This window comes from Bacillus infantis (assembly GCF_008180445.1).
Classification (GTDB): domain Bacteria; phylum Bacillota; class Bacilli; order Bacillales; family Cytobacillaceae; genus Bacillus_AB; species Bacillus_AB infantis_B.
In genome coordinates this window covers 1-16,780 of record NZ_VTER01000010.1, presented here as the reverse complement: position 1 = coordinate 16,780, position 16,780 = coordinate 1, and the positions used below count along the sequence as shown (strand labels likewise).

Here is a 16,780-nt window from a genome sequence, read left to right as displayed (position 1 = left end):
CCTGCTGCCTCCTTCTTTCCAGGCTGTTTTCCCGCCTGCCGGATTATTTCCCAAGGCAAAACTGGGAGAAAAGCTGGTCAATCAAGCTTTCATGGACGCTTTCTCCGATAATCTCGCCCAAAAGCTCCCAAGTTCTGGTCAAATCTATCTGAATAATATCAATTGGCGTTCCAAAATCTACTCCGTTCAGCGCTTCCTCAATGCTGTTCAGGGACTGGTTGAGCAAAGCGATATGGCGTGTGTTGGACACATAAGTCATATCGCCCGCTTCAATGCCTCCGGCGAAGAACAGCGAAGAAATGCTTTCCTCCAGTTCATCGACACCCTGATCCTCAAGGAGGGATGTCGTTACAAGCCTATGCCCGGCCGAAAGCTCCCTCACCCGCTCCATATCGATTTTTTGCGGAAGATCGGTCTTATTGACGATGACGATAACATCCATGTCCTCCACCACTTTGAAGAGATTTTCATCTTCCTGTGTCAGCTCATCTGAATAGTTGACGACAAGCAGAATCAAATCGGCCTCCTTCAGCACCTGTCGCGACCTTTCCACACCGATCCGCTCGACAATATCCTCTGTCTCCCGGATGCCGGCTGTATCAAGGAGCCTCAAAGGAACTCCCCTGACGTTTACATACTCTTCTATTACATCACGGGTCGTACCTGGTATATCCGTTACGATTGCCTTGTTTTCATGCACAAGGCTGTTGAGCAGGGACGATTTCCCGACATTCGGCCTCCCGACAATCACTGTCGACAGTCCTTCACGGAGAATTTTCCCCTGCTCGGAAGTCTTCAAGAGCTTCTCAATCTCTCCTTTGACGAAGCCGGCCTTCTCAAGCAGAAGCTGATGGGTCATTTCTTCGACATCATCATACTCCGGATAGTCGATATTGACCTCGATATGGGCCAATGTTTCGAGGATCTCCTGACGCAGCCTTTTTACGAGCTTGGAAAGTCGCCCTTCCATCTGGCCCAATGCCACATTCATCGCCCGGTCTGTTTTGGCCCGGATCAAATCCATCACCGCTTCAGCCTGGGAAAGGTCGATCCGTCCGTTCAGGAACGCCCTCTTTGTGAATTCACCAGGCTCGGCGAGGCGGGCGCCATGATTCAGCACGAGCTGCAGCACCCGGTTGACTGACACAATCCCGCCATGGCAGTTGATCTCTACCACATCTTCCTTTGTGAAGGTTTTTGGCCCCTTCATCACCGATACCATCACTTCCTCTGCCACCTGGCCGGTTTTCGGATCGATGATATGGCCGTAATGGATCGTATGGGAAGCGGCATCACTTATGCGTTTTCCTCCAACTCCCCTGTATAGCTTGTCTGCAATGGAGAATGCCTCATCGCCGCTCAGCCGGACAATGGCGATTGCGCCTTCCCCCATCGGAGTGGATATCGCTGCAATTGTATCTAGCTCCACCCTGCTGCCACCTCATTTCCTGTTTTCTATCTATATAATTTAAACGGTATATTTTAAGCCCCAAATAACTAGAATAGCACAAGAGCCTTTGATTAAAAAGATTATTTGCTCAAGCCTGTCCCGCTTATCCACAAGCTCCCCGATTCTCTATACATTATTATGCTCTATTCTAACTTATCCACATGTGAATAACAATAAAACCAGACGCAAATATCGCCGTATATGTTATCCACAGCATGAAAGGCTGAAGAGGGCTGCCCGATCATTGGCTGTCATCCAGGAATGAGTTATGAATCGGTATTCCGGCCGCTGGACAGAAAAGCTGAAGAAGCCGTTCCTATTAAAGAACCTCTCGCCCGCACAAAATATTCAGGGCTGATTTCTCCACCGGAATCATCGATCACATTACTTTGCCCATCGTTTATTTCCATAAAAAAGAGCCCTATCCATTCGGATAAGGCTCTTTCGGCTATTTCACCGGTGATATGACAATATGGCGGTTGGGATCAGCTCCGCTTGAGTACGTTTTAACTTTCCGCGTACCGGCCAGTGCCGCATGAATGATTTTTCTTTCATAGGAAGGCATCGGTTCAAGCGCCACATCCTTGCCGGTTTTGACTGCCTTTTGGGCAAGCCGCCGGGCAAGCTGGATGAGCGTATCATTCCGGCGCTTCCGGTAGTCCTCAGCATCAAGGACCACATTCAGAAAAGAATCTGAAGACTTATTGACCACAAGCTGGGTCAAATACTGGAGCGAATTCAGGGTCTGGCCCCTTTTTCCGATGAAAAGGGCAATTTTTTCGCCGGACAGGACAAGCTCTATCTCTTTCCCGTCCCTGCGTACTTCCACTTCAACGGGCGCTTCCATTTTGTCTCCGATATCTTTTAGAAACTGGACGGCTTCTTCAATCGGATCCGGCTTCAGGACTGCCTTTACAACGGCAGGCTTTGAACCAAAAATCCCGAAAAAGCCTTTCTTCCCTTCTTCAAGAATACTGATTTCCGTGCGGTCTCTTGTTGTCTGCAATTGAGCTAAAGCGGATTCTACTGCTGCTTCGACGGATTGTCCTGTAGCAGTCACTTCTTTCACTTCTTTGCTCCTCCCGCATTTCCGGCAGCTGCTTTTTTCAGATCCGGACCTTTGATGAAATACGTCTGGACAATCATAAAGATGTTACCGACAACCCAGTATAATGACAGGGCTGCAGGGAAATTGATCGCAAACACGATGATCATGACAGGCATGATCCAGAGCATCATGGCCATCTGCGGATTCTGGTTGGCAGTCCCCGCCATCATGATCTTCTGCTGGATGAAAGTCGTTGCGCCGGCAATCAGCGGCAGAAGGTAAATCGGATCCGGAGAACCGAGATCAAACCAAAGGAAGTCATGGTTCGCAATTTCGCGCGTACGGGAAATGGCATGATAGAAACCTATCAGGATCGGCATCTGAACGATGAGCGGGAAACAGCCTGCCAGCGGATTGACGCCATGCTGCTGGAAAAGCGCCATGGTTTCCTGCTGCAGCTTTTGCTGTGTCTTCTGGTCTTTACTGCTGTATTTCTCTCTCAGCTTCTGCATTTCAGGCTGGAGGGCCTGCATGGCCTTCGAGCTTTTTGTCTGTTTGATCATCAGAGGCAGAATCAAAAGGCGGATGATCAGGGTCACCACGATGATGGCAAGCCCATAGCTGCCGCCGAGCGTTTCAGCTACTTTTACGATGAACATAGAAAGCGGGTAAACAATATACTCATTCCAAAAGCCTTCACTTTCAGAGGTAATCGGCTTATTGACTTCAGTACATCCCGTCAAAAGAGCCATTAGGAAAATCAATCCGAATACAAGAAATATTCGCTTCTTCAACGTTTATCCTCCCTTGCTGCTTTTCATATTTATTATAAGAAAAACCAGGTGCAACTCCCGGCCTTAGTCGGCAGATCCAAACCCTGGCTGCCTGTATGCTTCTTTTCATAGGCCTGTCCGTCCCGGCTGCAGGACAATATAGGCGCTACGGTGATATTCTACCATTTTTCAGGCGCAAGCGCTTTAAAATTCATGAACTTTATTCAGGCTTTTGCCGGTCCCGATGGTGCCCTGGCCCCCGAAGGACCTTGCCGACTTTCAGGACGTGGGTGAGACTGTTCTTGATTTCATGGAATCCCATATCGGCCACTGGCTTCCTGGCGATGATGACATAGTCATACTCATTATGTATGGTAGCATCCAGCTCATGGAATGCCTGGCGGACATATCTTTTGATTTGGTTCCGGACCACTGCATTGCCGATCTTTTTGCTGACGGAAAGGCCGATGCGGAAGTGCTCCTGCCCCGTTTTCTTCAATGCATATATAACAAATTGACGGTTAGCAAATGACTTTCCTTTTTTAAAGGCTTCCTGAAATTCTTTATTCTTTTTGACTCTGAACTCTTTTTTCATGCCATTTACTCCTCAATCTTAGAAAGCTCTGTCATTCATCCTTCAGGGAAAGGAGCGGGCAGGCAGCCGCCGGCGGCCTGCCGCAATCCAAAAAAGGATCCCTTTACCTTTATAACCAGAACCGGCCCCTTCTATAAGAAACCGGCTCTATTATCTTTTCAAAAAGGAAAAAAGACCACTGACGTTTCAGTGGCCTAAGCAGATAATACTTTTCTTCCCTTTTGACGGCGGCGCGCTAAAACCTTGCGTCCGTTTGCACTGCTCATACGAGAGCGGAAACCATGAACTTTGCTTCTTTTTCTTTTGTTCGGTTGGAACGTTCTTTTCATTATATTACACCTCCCTGAGGATAACAGTAAAAGACAGTCTTATTGATTATACAAAGATACCCGAATAATTGTCAACTCTTCATTCCGTTTTCCATGATCGAAAAAGCCTTCCGGCATCATTTATATCATTAAGTCTGCATATCGTCTGTTTGATTGTCCGTCCAGAAGATCCGGACGTCCTTTTTGCTACCTTTGAAATTTTACCTTTTTTCCGCCTGAATGTCACGACCCTTTTTTAAATTAGCTGCTGTTAAATTTTCCTGCTTCCTGCTCAAACGGCTTTTGTGGATAAATTTTCGACAAGATTTTCACTATCCACAGGGGATCTGACAAGTTTTTAACAGACTAACTGCTTGTGGACAATTAATATGCACAGGAATCCGGCTTTGTGGATAAAGCATTAAAAACCATTGCATGGCTTACTATTATTTGATATTATAGTTGTGTTTTCACACTTAATAATTATTGTGCATAACTTCCTTATCCACAGATTGTGGATAACATGTGGACAGGTTATTCAGGGGCTTTGATGAACTTTGTCCACAAACCGGGGAAAATGTCGAAATCCCGAATTGTTTCCTTATTATATATTTATCCACACAAACAGTTTCGTATATAGATCACATAAGGGTTGTACAACGTGTATAACCCATCGTTCTGCTGGACGAAACTAACAGAAAAGGAGGGATACATGTTGGAAAACATTGCGGATCTTTGGAATAATGCTCTGGCCAATATCGAAAAAAAAATCAGCAAGCCAAGCTTTGACACATGGCTGAAATCGACCAAGGCACATTCTCTCCAGGGAGACCTGCTCATCATCACGGCACCGAATGAGTTTGCGCGCGATTGGCTGGAAGAACGCTATTCGCAGCTGATTTCCGGAATCCTCTACGATATAACAGGAGAGGAACTGGGGGTTAAATTCATTATTCCGCAGAACCAGGGCGAAGAAGAGGTTGATCTTCCGGTCCCGCCGAAAAAAGGGAAAAAGGATGATGACCAGCCTGAACTTCCCTTGAATATGCTCAATCCCAAATACACCTTTGATACCTTTGTCATCGGCTCCGGCAACCGCTTTGCCCACGCCGCTTCACTGGCAGTAGCAGAAGCGCCCGCCAAAGCTTATAATCCGCTGTTCATCTACGGGGGAGTCGGACTGGGAAAAACCCACCTTATGCATGCAATCGGCCATTATGTACAAGATCATAATCCAGCTGCTAAAGTGGTTTATTTGTCTTCCGAGAAATTCACGAATGAGTTCATCAACAGCATCCGCGACAATAAAGCTGTCGATTTCCGCAATAAATATCGAAATGTCGATGTTCTCTTAATTGACGATATTCAGTTCCTGGCCGGAAAAGAACAGACCCAGGAAGAATTTTTCCATACATTCAATACACTTCATGAAGAAAGCAAGCAGATTGTCATTTCCAGCGACCGGCCTCCAAAAGAGATCCCGACGCTGGAAGACCGTCTCCGCTCCCGGTTTGAGTGGGGGCTCATCACCGATATCACACCGCCGGATCTGGAAACAAGGATTGCCATCCTGCGAAAGAAAGCAAAAGCTGAAGGGCTTGATATCCCGAACGAAGTTATGCTTTATATTGCCAATCAGATCGATTCGAATATCCGGGAACTCGAAGGTGCACTTATACGCGTAGTAGCTTATTCTTCTTTAATCAATAAGGATATTAATGCCGATCTGGCAGCAGAAGCATTAAGGGACATCATCCCAAGCTCCAAACCGAAGGTCATCACGATCCATGAGATCCAGAAAACGGTCGGGGAGCATTACAGTGTAAAGCTCGAGGATTTCAAGGCAAAGAAGAGGACAAAGTCTGTTGCTTTCCCGCGGCAGATTGCGATGTATCTCTCCAGAGAACTGACTGATTTCTCCCTGCCTAAAATTGGCGAGGAATTCGGCGGGCGCGACCATACAACCGTGATTCATGCCCATGAGAAGATTTCAAAGCTGCTCCAGACAGATCCGCAGCTCCAGAAGCAGCTGAAGGAATTGAATGAGCTGTTGAAAGTTTAGAAGAAATGTGAATAACTTTTTATACTTTGCACACAGTCTGTCCACATGTGGATAGGCTGTGTTTCCTTTCAAAAATGGAGTTATCCACATACTAACAGGCCCTACTAGTACTATTACTATCTTTTAAAACAAAATATATATATATTCAGCCAGTAAAAAAATATGCCAATCCGGAGGATAAAAATGAAATTTCAAATTCAGCGCGATTCATTAGTCCAAAGTGTCCAGGATGTCATGAAAGCCGTGACAAGCAGAACGACGATCCCGATCCTAACAGGAATAAAAATTGTCGCATCAGAGGAAGGGGTTACCTTAACAGGCAGCGACTCCGATATTTCCATTGAATCTTTCATCCCGAAAGAATCCGATGGCAATGAAATTGTTGAAATCTCAAGAACCGGCTCCATCGTACTGCAGGCAAAGTTTTTCAGTGAAATCGTAAAAAAGCTGCCTACAGACAAAGTCGAGATCGATGTGCAAAACCACCTGCAGACCGTAATCCGCTCGGGCAAATCCGAATTTAACCTGAACGGCCTGGATGCTGAAGAATATCCGCATCTGCCGCAGCTGTCAGAAGAAAAGATCTTCCGCATCCCGACCGACCTCTTGAAGGCAATGGTCCGCCAGACAGTCTTTGCAGTGTCCACCTCAGAAACACGCCCTATCTTGACAGGTGTAAACTGGAAGGTGGAAGATGCCGAGCTGACCTGTATTGCAACAGACAGCCACAGGCTTGCGCTAAGGAAAGCAAAGGTCGAAACAGAAGCAAACGAATCCTATAATGTAGTCATCCCAGGAAAAAGCCTGAGCGAACTGAGCAAAATCCTCGATGACAATAATGACCTGATCGATATCGTCATTACAGAAAATCAGGTGCTTTTCAAAGCTGAAAATCTTTTATTCTTCTCAAGGCTGCTGGAAGGGAACTATCCTGATACCACAAGACTGATCCCGAGTGAAAGCAAAACGGAGATTGGCGTGCAGACGAAGGAATTCCTGCAGGCGATCGACCGTGCTTCCCTGCTGGCAAGGGAAGGGAGAAACAATGTCGTGAAATTCTCTACCATCGAGGATGGTGTGGTTGAAATCTCCTCCAATACACCGGAAATCGGAAAAGTAGTGGAGGAAGTGCAAAGCCAGTTCATAGAGGGAGAAGACTTGAAAATTTCCTTCAGTGCAAAATATATGATGGATGCCTTGAAGGCCCTCGAAGGAACTGAAATCAAAGTCAGCTTCACAGGAGCGATGAGACCGTTCGTCATCCGCCCGATGAATGATGAATCAATCCTCCAGCTGATTCTGCCGGTAAGGACCTATTAATCCGTCGCTTCCTGCATACTATTGCGAAAAAACTGCCTGACGGCGGTTTTTTTGCTTTAACGGAGAATCGGGCACCAGTAACTGGCACATAAAAATTTCCTCTTTTCTTTGTAAATGGTGCGATTTTTTAGTAAAATAAAGTATTGGGAAAGAATCGGACAGACTGGAATTCTTCCCTTCAGAATTCTCCGGAACTATATGTCCGGGATCACGCTTTAAAATAATTTCCGGCCCTCAATCAGAGCATGGCTGGAAAATGAAAGAGTGGATCAAATGACGGATATCCAAATCTCAACGGAATATATCACACTGGGCCAGTTCCTCCAGGTGGCCGATCTTATCCAGACCGGCGGAATGGCGAAATGGTTCCTGGGTGAATACGAAGTGTTTGTTAATGATGAACAGGATCAAAGGCGGGGAAGGAAGCTCCGTTCCGGCGACAAGGTGGAAATACCGGGCATCGGCGCCTTCCGGGTGACAGAGTAGCAGATGCTAAAAGGATGTATGGCCTATGTTTATTGAGCAGTTGCTCTTAAGGAATTACCGGAACTATGAATCGCTTGAGGTTCAGTTTGAAGATAAAGTGAATGTCATAATCGGCCAGAATGCCCAGGGCAAGACGAATGTCATGGAATCCATCTATGTGCTGGCAATGGCGAAGTCCCACCGGACGTCAAATGATAAAGAACTTATACGGTGGGATGAGGATTATGCTAAAATAGAAGGAAGGGTCCGCAAAAATCATGGGCCTTTGCCGATGCAGCTCGTCATTTCCAAAAAGGGAAAAAAGGCGAAGTGCAACCATATTGAGCAGCAGAGATTGAGCCAATATGTCGGGAATATGAATGTAGTGATGTTTGCCCCTGAGGATCTCCACCTTGTCAAAGGGAGCCCCCAGGTCAGACGCCGCTTTATTGATATGGAAATCGGCCAGGTATCGCCGGTTTATTTGCACGATGTCGGCCAATACAATAAAATCCTCCAGCAGCGGAACCACTATCTGAAGCTTCTGCAGACAAGGAAGCAGACTGATCAGGCGATGCTGGAAATCCTGACGGAGCAGTTCATTGAGATGGCGGCAAGGATTGTGGCCAAGCGCTTCGATTTCCTTAAGCTCCTCCAAAAATGGGCAACGCCGATCCATGAAGGCATCTCCAGGGGCCTTGAGACCCTGAAGATTGAGTATAAGCCGTCTGCCGATGTATCAGATGGCCAGGAATTGTCGAAAATGATAGAGGTATACCAGGAAAAATTTGAAAAAGTCAGAGGCCGGGAAATCGATCGGGGAGTCACCATGTTTGGCCCCCACCGGGATGATCTAGCTTTTTATGTAAATGGCAGGGATGTTCAGACATTCGGCTCCCAGGGCCAGCAGCGGACAACCGCCCTTTCTCTGAAATTGGCGGAAATCGAGCTGATCCACTCTGAAATCGGCGAATACCCTATTCTTCTGCTTGATGATGTACTGTCAGAGCTGGATGATTACAGGCAGTCCCATCTGCTGAACACGATCCAGGGCAAGGTGCAGACCTTTGTGACGACAACAAGCGTCGATGGGATCGACCATCAGACCCTGAAAGAGGCAGCAGCATTCGAGGTGGAGGCAGGTACGCTGAAAAAAATCCAGTGAGGTGATCGTGTGTACGTCCACATAGGAGAAGACATTCTTGTCAGAACAAGGGATATTATCGCCATCATTGACAAACAAAGCGTCAGCTCATCCAAATACATTGAAGAGTTCCTTCAGCAGCACGACCAGGTCGTCAACCTCTCCAAAGGATCCTTCAAGTCTATCGTAGTCACTGGCGATAAAGTCTATTATTCCCCCCTAGCCTCCGGAACATTGAAGAAACGCTCTTATAAATTGACTGTTCAGGAATTTTAAAAATATCAACTTGGAAGCGGGGCACTGTGCCTGGCAGCTATTTCAGGTTTTCTTATAGATTTTCACTGTGCAATAAAGCGAGTAATGCAAATGGAAAGTGTAGGTGATCGATGTGTCAATGGATGAAAAGGCTATTCAGGAGCAATCGTATGATGAGAATCAGATACAGGTTCTGGAAGGGCTCGAAGCAGTCCGGAAGCGTCCGGGGATGTATATCGGTTCAACAAGCGGCAAAGGGTTGCACCATCTAGTCTGGGAAATCGTTGATAACAGTATAGATGAAGCCCTGGCCGGATATTGTTCAGAAATCAATGTCATCATTGAAAAAGATAACAGCATCACGGTAGTGGATGACGGACGCGGAATCCCGGTCGGCATCCATGAGAAGATGGGCCGTCCGGCAGTCGAGGTCATCATGACCGTCCTTCACGCCGGCGGGAAATTCGGCGGCGGCGGATACAAAGTTTCCGGCGGTCTGCACGGCGTTGGCGCCTCTGTCGTGAATGCCCTGTCGACAGAGCTTGAAGTATTTGTCCGCCGTGACGGGAAACTCCATTACCAGAAGTTTGAACGGGGCGTTCCCGCCGCGGATCTGAAGGTAATCGGAGAAGCGGAGGAAACGGGTACGACCATCCACTTCAAGCCGGATCCTGAAATCTTCACCGAAACGCTTGAATATGAATATGAGATACTGGCAAACCGGATCCGGGAGCTTGCTTTCCTGAACCGCGGCCTGAAGATCACAATTGAAGACAAGCGCGTTGAGAATAAAAAGGGCGAGTATTTCTATGAGGGCGGCATCAAGTCCTATGTTGAGCATCTCAACAGGACAAAGGAAGTCCTCCATGAAGAGCCGATCTATATCGAAGGTGAAAAGGAAGGCATCACCGTCGAGGTTGCCATCCAGTATAATGACGGCTTTACCGGCAATATCTATTCTTACGCCAACAACATCCACACATACGAAGGCGGTACCCACGAGTCCGGCTTCAAAACAGCCCTGACCAGGGTGATCAATGACTATGCCAGAAAAAATGGCGTTTTCAAAGACAGCGATGCTAATCTGTCAGGCGAGGATGTCCGCGAAGGACTTACCGCTATTGTCTCGATCAAGCATCCGGACCCCCAGTTCGAGGGGCAGACAAAAACGAAGCTTGGCAACTCTGAAGTAAGGACAGTCACTGACACGTTCTTCTCAGACCATTTCGAAAAATTCCTGATGGAAAACCCCCAGGTTGCCCGGAAGGTTGTAGAAAAGGGACTGATGGCTGCAAGGGCGAGGCTTGCTGCGAAAAAAGCCCGCGAGCTGACAAGGAGAAAGAGTGCCCTTGAGGTATCGAGCCTGCCGGGTAAATTGGCAGACTGCTCTTCCAAAGATCCTTCCATCAGCGAACTGTATATCGTTGAGGGTGACTCTGCCGGCGGATCCGCCAAGCAGGGCCGTGACCGCCATTTCCAGGCGATCCTTCCTTTAAGGGGTAAAATCCTCAATGTTGAAAAAGCCCGCCTGGATAAGATCCTCTCCAATAACGAGGTCCGGGCCATCATAACGGCTGCCGGTACAGGTATTGGCGATGACTTCGAAATTTCCAAGGCACGCTATCATAAAATTGTCATCATGACCGATGCAGACGTCGATGGTGCCCATATCCGAACACTGCTCTTGACGTTCTTCTACCGCTATATGAGGCAGATCATCGAAGCTGGCTATATTTATATCGCTCAGCCGCCGCTCTATAAGGTCCAGCAGGGCAAGCGTGTGGAATATGCCTATAATGACAAGCAGCTTGATAAGATCTTCGAAGAGCTTCCGAAGGCTCCGAAACCGAATATCCAGCGATACAAAGGTCTTGGGGAAATGAATCCTGAGCAGCTGTGGGAAACAACGATGGACCCAGCCACCAGGACGCTCCTTCAGGTCAGCCTTGAAGATGCGATCGAAGCCGATGAAACATTCGAAATCCTTATGGGCGACAAAGTTGAGCCGCGCAGGCAGTTCATCGAGGATAACGCGGTATACGTTAAAAACCTCGACATCTAATTTTCAGGACAGGATAGAATGACGCCCTCTATCCTGCTTTTTATATCATGGCTCTTTTTCCTGCAGATTATGATATCTGCCGGGGAGTCCCTTTTTCCAAAAATGCAGCCCAGTCCTCCTTAGGGATCTGCGGCGGCATATGAACTTCGATAAATGTTATGGCACCAGGCGCCAGCGGCTCTATCGAGCTGAAACGCCCCTGCGATGTTCCTATAAGGAGGTACCTTCTATGGCTGAAACGCCTAGTTCCCGTGTAACAGAAATAAATATAAGCCAGGAAATGAGGTCTTCGTTTCTTGACTATGCCATGAGTGTAATCGTCTCAAGGGCGCTGCCGGATGTCCGTGATGGATTAAAGCCGGTGCACCGCCGTATTTTATACGCGATGCATGACCTTGGCATGCACTCAGACAAGCCTTATAAAAAATCTGCCAGGATTGTCGGCGATGTTATAGGTAAATACCATCCGCATGGCGACTCTGCCGTTTATGAAACAATGGTCCGGATGGCGCAGGATTTTAACTACCGCTATATGCTCGTCGATGGACACGGCAACTTCGGTTCTGTCGATGGCGACGCTGCAGCAGCCATGCGTTATACAGAATCCCGTATGTCCAAAATATCCATGGAGCTTCTCCGTGACATTAATAAAGATACGATAGATTATCAGGATAACTATGACGGCGAAGAAAGAGAGCCGGTTGTCCTGCCTGCCAGGTTTCCTAACCTGCTTGTGAACGGAACCACCGGGATTGCCGTAGGGATGGCAACCAATATCCCTCCGCACCAGCTTGGGGAAATCATTGACGGCGTACTTGCAATAAGCCAGGAGCCTGATATCACCATCCAGGAGCTGATGGAAATCATCCCTGGCCCCGACTTCCCGACAGCCGGCATGATCCTTGGCCGCAGCGGAATCCGCAAGGCTTACGAAACAGGGCGCGGCTCCATCACGCTTCGGGCAAGGGTGGATATCGAGACAAAATCAAACGGCAAAGAGACGATCATCGTCCATGAACTCCCTTACCAGGTCAATAAAGCAAGGCTCATCGAAAAAATCGCCGAGCTTGTCCGCGACAAAAAGGTCGACGGCATCACTGACTTAAGGGATGAGTCCGACCGGAACGGGATGAGGATTGTCATCGAGGTCCGGAAGGATGCCAACGCAAGTGTCATCCTTAACAATTTATATAAGCAGACGGCCCTCCAGACAAGCTTCGGCATCAATATGCTCGCACTTGTCGACGGCCAGCCGAAGGTTCTGAACCTGAAGCAATGCCTGAAATATTATCTGGACCATCAGCAGGTAGTCATCCGCCGCAGGACGGAATTCGAGCTGAGGAAAGCCCAGGCAAGGGCTCATATCCTTGAAGGCCTTCGCATCGCGCTTGACCATCTGGATGAAGTCATCAGCCTGATCCGCAGCTCTCAGACAACTGAGATTGCCAGAGAAGGGCTCATGACTCAATTTGAATTATCCGATAAGCAGGCACAGGCCATCCTCGATATGCGGCTGCAGCGCCTGACAGGCCTGGAACGCGAGAAGATCGAAGATGAGTATCAAAGCCTTATGAAATTGATTGCCGAGCTGGAGGCGATCCTTGCAGACGAGGAAAAGGTGCTTGAAATCATCCGAGAAGAGCTTACAGAAATCAAAGAGCGCTTCAATGATGAGCGCCGCACCGAAATCGTATCAGGCGGCATTGAACAGATAGAGGATGAAGACCTGATCCCGCGTGAAAACATCGTCATCACACTCACGCATAACGGGTATGTCAAGCGCCTTCCTGTATCGACCTACCGGGCCCAGAAGCGCGGAGGCCGCGGAATCCAGGGCATGGGAACCAATGAGGACGATTTTGTTGAGCACCTGATCACAACATCCACCCATAATACCCTCCTTTTCTTCACGAACAAAGGGAAGGTGTACCGTGCCAAAGGATACGAGATCCCTGAATTCAGCCGTACGGCCAAAGGGATCCCGATCATCAACCTGCTTGGCATCAATAAAGATGAGTGGGTAAATGCCGTCATTCCGGTCGAAGAGTTTGTGGACGAATGGTTCCTGTTCTTCACAACGAAAGAAGGGATCTCAAAGCGTTCCCCGCTTACTTCATTCGGAAATATCCGCAACAACGGCCTGATCGCATTGAACCTGCGCGAAGGCGATGAACTGATTTCCGTCCGTCTCACAGACGGCAGCAAGGAAATCATCATCGGCACGAAAAACGGGCAGCTGATCCGTTTCCCTGAAACAGATGTCAGATCCATGGGCCGTACAGCCACCGGCGTCAAAGGGATCACCCTGGACAGCGATGACGAAGTGGTCGGAATGGAAGTGCTCGAGGAAAACTCAGAGATCCTCATGGTCACAAAGAAAGGCTATGGAAAAAGGACCCCTGAGATGGAATACCGCGTCCAGGGCAGAGGCGGAAAAGGAATCAAGACAGGCAATATCACGGATAAGAACGGAACAATTGTGGCTGTCAAAGTGGTCACAGGAGAAGAAGACATCATGCTGATCACAACAGGCGGAGTGCTTATCCGCATGGCAGTCGGAGATATATCTACGATGGGCCGGAACACACAAGGTGTCAGGCTGATCCGCATAAACGACAGTGAAGGTGAATATGTCGCAACCGTAGCCAAGGTCGAAAAAGAAGAAGAAAAGCTTGAAGAGGCCCTGGCTGAAGAAGAAGAAATTATGGACGCTGAAACTCCTGAAGAAACTGCAGAAGAAACTGCAGAGGCTCCATCCGAAGATGAAACTGAATAAGCAAGAATTGAGGGGAACACAAATTTTGTGTTCCTCTTTTTTGGCAAAATAAAGTAAAATAGTAAAAAAGACTTAATTGGGGTGCAGCTTGTGCGTGTAAATCTAAATGACCTGCAAGAAGGATGCATACTGGCTGAAGATATCTTCAGCCTGACAAACCGTCCAATCATCAAAAAGAAAACAGTCCTGACAGCAGAATTGCTTGAAGTGATGAAGGCATTCTTCATCGATGATGCCGCAGTGGAGAAGACTCTCTCTGATGGCATGCCGTTTTATCCGTATGGAATGGGGGCAGATGAAGAAAAGGACAGCAGCCCATCCAGCCAGGTGAATACCTCCCTCAAGGGTGCTGACTTGTTCCTGAGGTCTGTTCAGGGCTTTAAGAAGGAATTCACTGCCTGGCAGTCAGGCATGCAGATAGATATCTCGAAAATCAGAAGCATCCTGATTCCGCTGATCGAAGCTACGGAAGCCAATCCGGCAGAACTGTTTTCGCTCTATCACTTTTCCACAAAAGCCGACTACCTTTATCAGCATCCGATTGCAGTAGGGCTTTTGAGTGCCTTTATCGGGAAAAAACTCAACTACAGCAAGGGGGACATTGTCCAGATTGCATTGGCCGGCTGTCTTGCTGACTGCGGGATGGCAAAAATAAGCCCAGCTATCATCAATAAAAAGACTTCATTGACCCAAAGTGAATTCAATGAAATCAAAAACCACTGCGCCTACAGCTATAAAATGATCCAAAACCTGCCGCTCTTAAGGGAAAGCACCAAGGTTGCCGTGTTCCAGCATCATGAAAGGCTGGATGGCAGCGGATATCCATTCGGGGAATCAGATAAGATCCATCATATCGCCAAAATTATAGCAGTTGCAGACACCTTCCATGCCATGACCTCAGAAAGGCAGTACCGCCTCAAGCGTTCCCCATTTAAAGTGCTTGAGATGATGATGCAGGATGATTTCGGGAAATATGATCTCCAGGCCATCCAGGCACTGGGGTCAGGACTCATCACCTTCTCTATCGGAAGCAGGGTCATTCTATCAGACGGAAGAAGAGCTGAAATACTCTTTATTGAAGAACAGCATCCGACGCGGCCGATGATTAAAATCATCGCAACAGATGAAATCCTCCGCCTGGAAAGCAGCAGACATCTATATATCGAGGAAGTTTTATAGCAGCCGGCAGATGCCGGCTTTGTTTTTAGGTGAAGATGGATGACTGACCTGGGGATTGAATGAATGGAACTGAGAAAAATAAAGATTGATAGGAATATAAAAAAGTCCTTGTAAAGCACCTGATATCCTGCTATAATCAATCAAGTCAGCAAATCACATTTGATGACAGCCTGAAAATACACTTCAAAAAAAGTGTTGACGGTGATCGAATAAAATGTTATTATAGTTAAGTCGCTTCAGGGCGGCAGAGATTGTTCTTTGAAAACTGAACGAACAAAAACGTCAACGTTAATCTTAATTTTTTATCAGAGCTAAATCTTACTCTTATATGGAGAGTTTGATCCTGGCTCAGGACGAACGCTGGCGGCGTGCCTAATACATGCAAGTCGAGCGGACGGATGGGAGCTTGCTCCCTGAAGTCAGCGGCGGACGGGTGAGTAACACGTGGGCAACCTGCCTGTAAGACTGGGATAACTTCGGGAAACCGGAGCTAATACCGGATAATGCATATCCCCTCATGGGGATATGCTGAAAGATGGTTTCGGCTATCACTTACAGATGGGCCCGCGGCGCATTAGCTAGTTGGTGAGGTAACGGCTCACCAAGGCAACGATGCGTAGCCGACCTGAGAGGGTGATCGGCCACACTGGGACTGAGACACGGCCCAGACTCCTACGGGAGGCAGCAGTAGGGAATCTTCCGCAATGGACGAAAGTCTGACGGAGCAACGCCGCGTGAGTGATGAAGGTTTTCGGATCGTAAAACTCTGTTGTCAGGGAAGAACAAGTGCCGGAGTAACTGCCGGCACCTTGACGGTACCTGACCAGAAAGCCACGGCTAACTACGTGCCAGCAGCCGCGGTAATACGTAGGTGGCAAGCGTTGTCCGGAATTATTGGGCGTAAAGCGCGCGCAGGCGGTCTCTTAAGTCTGATGTGAAAGCCCACGGCTCAACCGTGGAGGGTCATTGGAAACTGGGGGACTTGAGTGCAGAAGAGGAAAGTGGAATTCCACGTGTAGCGGTGAAATGCGTAGAGATGTGGAGGAACACCAGTGGCGAAGGCGACTTTCTGGTCTGTAACTGACGCTGAGGCGCGAAAGCGTGGGGAGCAAACAGGATTAGATACCCTGGTAGTCCACGCCGTAAACGATGAGTGCTAAGTGTTAGAGGGTTTCCGCCCTTTAGTGCTGCAGCAAACGCATTAAGCACTCCGCCTGGGGAGTACGGCCGCAAGGCTGAAACTCAAAGGAATTGACGGGGCCCGCACAAGCGGTGGAGCATGTGGTTTAATTCGAAGCAACGCGAAGAACCTTACCAGGTCTTGACATCTCCTGACAACCCTA

At 48.1% G+C, this 16,780-nt stretch carries 13 protein-coding genes and 1 rRNA gene; 9 read left to right on the top strand and 5 right to left on the bottom strand.

What is annotated here, in order from left to right; genetic code table 11:
* Nucleotides 1–43: 43 nt before the first annotated feature.
* The 5 genes from mnmE to rpmH form a co-directional block, all read right to left on the bottom strand.
* Complete coding sequence (mnmE, locus tag FZD51_RS18570; RefSeq protein WP_148976134.1) at nt 44–1,429, bottom strand: tRNA uridine-5-carboxymethylaminomethyl(34) synthesis GTPase MnmE; 1,386 nt, start codon at nt 1,427–1,429, stop codon at nt 44–46.
* Between the two features lie 469 nt (nt 1,430–1,898).
* Nucleotides 1,899–2,519, bottom strand: coding sequence for an RNA-binding cell elongation regulator Jag/EloR (jag, locus tag FZD51_RS18565; RefSeq protein ID WP_148976133.1), 621 nt, complete (start codon nt 2,517–2,519; stop codon nt 1,899–1,901).
* The gene (gene spoIIIJ, locus FZD51_RS18560; protein ID WP_022544633.1) at nt 2,516–3,292 is read right to left on the bottom strand and encodes a YidC family membrane integrase SpoIIIJ; all 777 of its coding nucleotides are present in this window, start codon (nt 3,290–3,292) and stop codon (nt 2,516–2,518) included. The genes jag and spoIIIJ overlap by 4 nt, the downstream gene beginning before the upstream one ends.
* A gap of 199 nt (nt 3,293–3,491) precedes the next feature.
* Nucleotides 3,492–3,866, bottom strand: a complete 375-nt coding sequence (rnpA, locus tag FZD51_RS18555; RefSeq protein WP_148976132.1) for a ribonuclease P protein component — start codon at nt 3,864–3,866, stop codon at nt 3,492–3,494.
* Between the two features lie 194 nt (nt 3,867–4,060).
* Entirely contained in the window at nt 4,061–4,195 is a 135-nt protein-coding gene (gene rpmH / locus FZD51_RS18550) for a 50S ribosomal protein L34 (RefSeq protein WP_009796313.1), read from the bottom strand.
* 694 nt (nt 4,196–4,889) lie between these two features.
* Between rpmH and dnaA the strand changes: the two genes are divergently transcribed.
* The 9 genes from dnaA to FZD51_RS18505 all read left to right on the top strand — a co-directional run.
* Complete coding sequence (dnaA, locus tag FZD51_RS18545) at nt 4,890–6,236, top strand: chromosomal replication initiator protein DnaA (RefSeq protein ID WP_022543190.1); 1,347 nt, start codon at nt 4,890–4,892, stop codon at nt 6,234–6,236.
* Nucleotides 6,237–6,419: 183 nt separating this feature from the next.
* Entirely contained in the window at nt 6,420–7,556 is a 1,137-nt protein-coding gene (gene dnaN / locus FZD51_RS18540; protein WP_148976131.1) for a DNA polymerase III subunit beta, read from the top strand.
* 273 nt (nt 7,557–7,829) lie between these two features.
* Entirely contained in the window at nt 7,830–8,042 is a 213-nt protein-coding gene (yaaA, locus tag FZD51_RS18535) for a S4 domain-containing protein YaaA (RefSeq protein ID WP_009791670.1), read from the top strand.
* 25 nt (nt 8,043–8,067) lie between these two features.
* Entirely contained in the window at nt 8,068–9,186 is a 1,119-nt protein-coding gene (gene recF, locus FZD51_RS18530; protein ID WP_148976130.1) for a DNA replication/repair protein RecF, read from the top strand.
* 9 nt (nt 9,187–9,195) lie between these two features.
* The gene (gene remB, locus FZD51_RS18525; protein WP_009791668.1) at nt 9,196–9,441 is read left to right on the top strand and encodes an extracellular matrix regulator RemB; all 246 of its coding nucleotides are present in this window, start codon (nt 9,196–9,198) and stop codon (nt 9,439–9,441) included.
* Between the two features lie 118 nt (nt 9,442–9,559).
* Nucleotides 9,560–11,482, top strand: a complete 1,923-nt coding sequence (gyrB, locus tag FZD51_RS18520) for a DNA topoisomerase (ATP-hydrolyzing) subunit B (protein WP_148976282.1) — start codon at nt 9,560–9,562, stop codon at nt 11,480–11,482.
* A gap of 229 nt (nt 11,483–11,711) precedes the next feature.
* Nucleotides 11,712–14,258: a DNA gyrase subunit A gene (gyrA, locus tag FZD51_RS18515; RefSeq protein ID WP_148976129.1), complete on the top strand. Its 2,547-nt coding sequence runs from the start codon at nt 11,712–11,714 to the stop codon at nt 14,256–14,258.
* 90 nt (nt 14,259–14,348) lie between these two features.
* Nucleotides 14,349–15,437: an HD-GYP domain-containing protein gene (locus FZD51_RS18510; protein ID WP_338120395.1), complete on the top strand. Its 1,089-nt coding sequence runs from the start codon at nt 14,349–14,351 to the stop codon at nt 15,435–15,437.
* Nucleotides 15,438–15,762: 325 nt separating this feature from the next.
* A 16S ribosomal RNA gene (locus FZD51_RS18505) occupies nt 15,763–16,780 on the top strand; the annotation flags it as partial.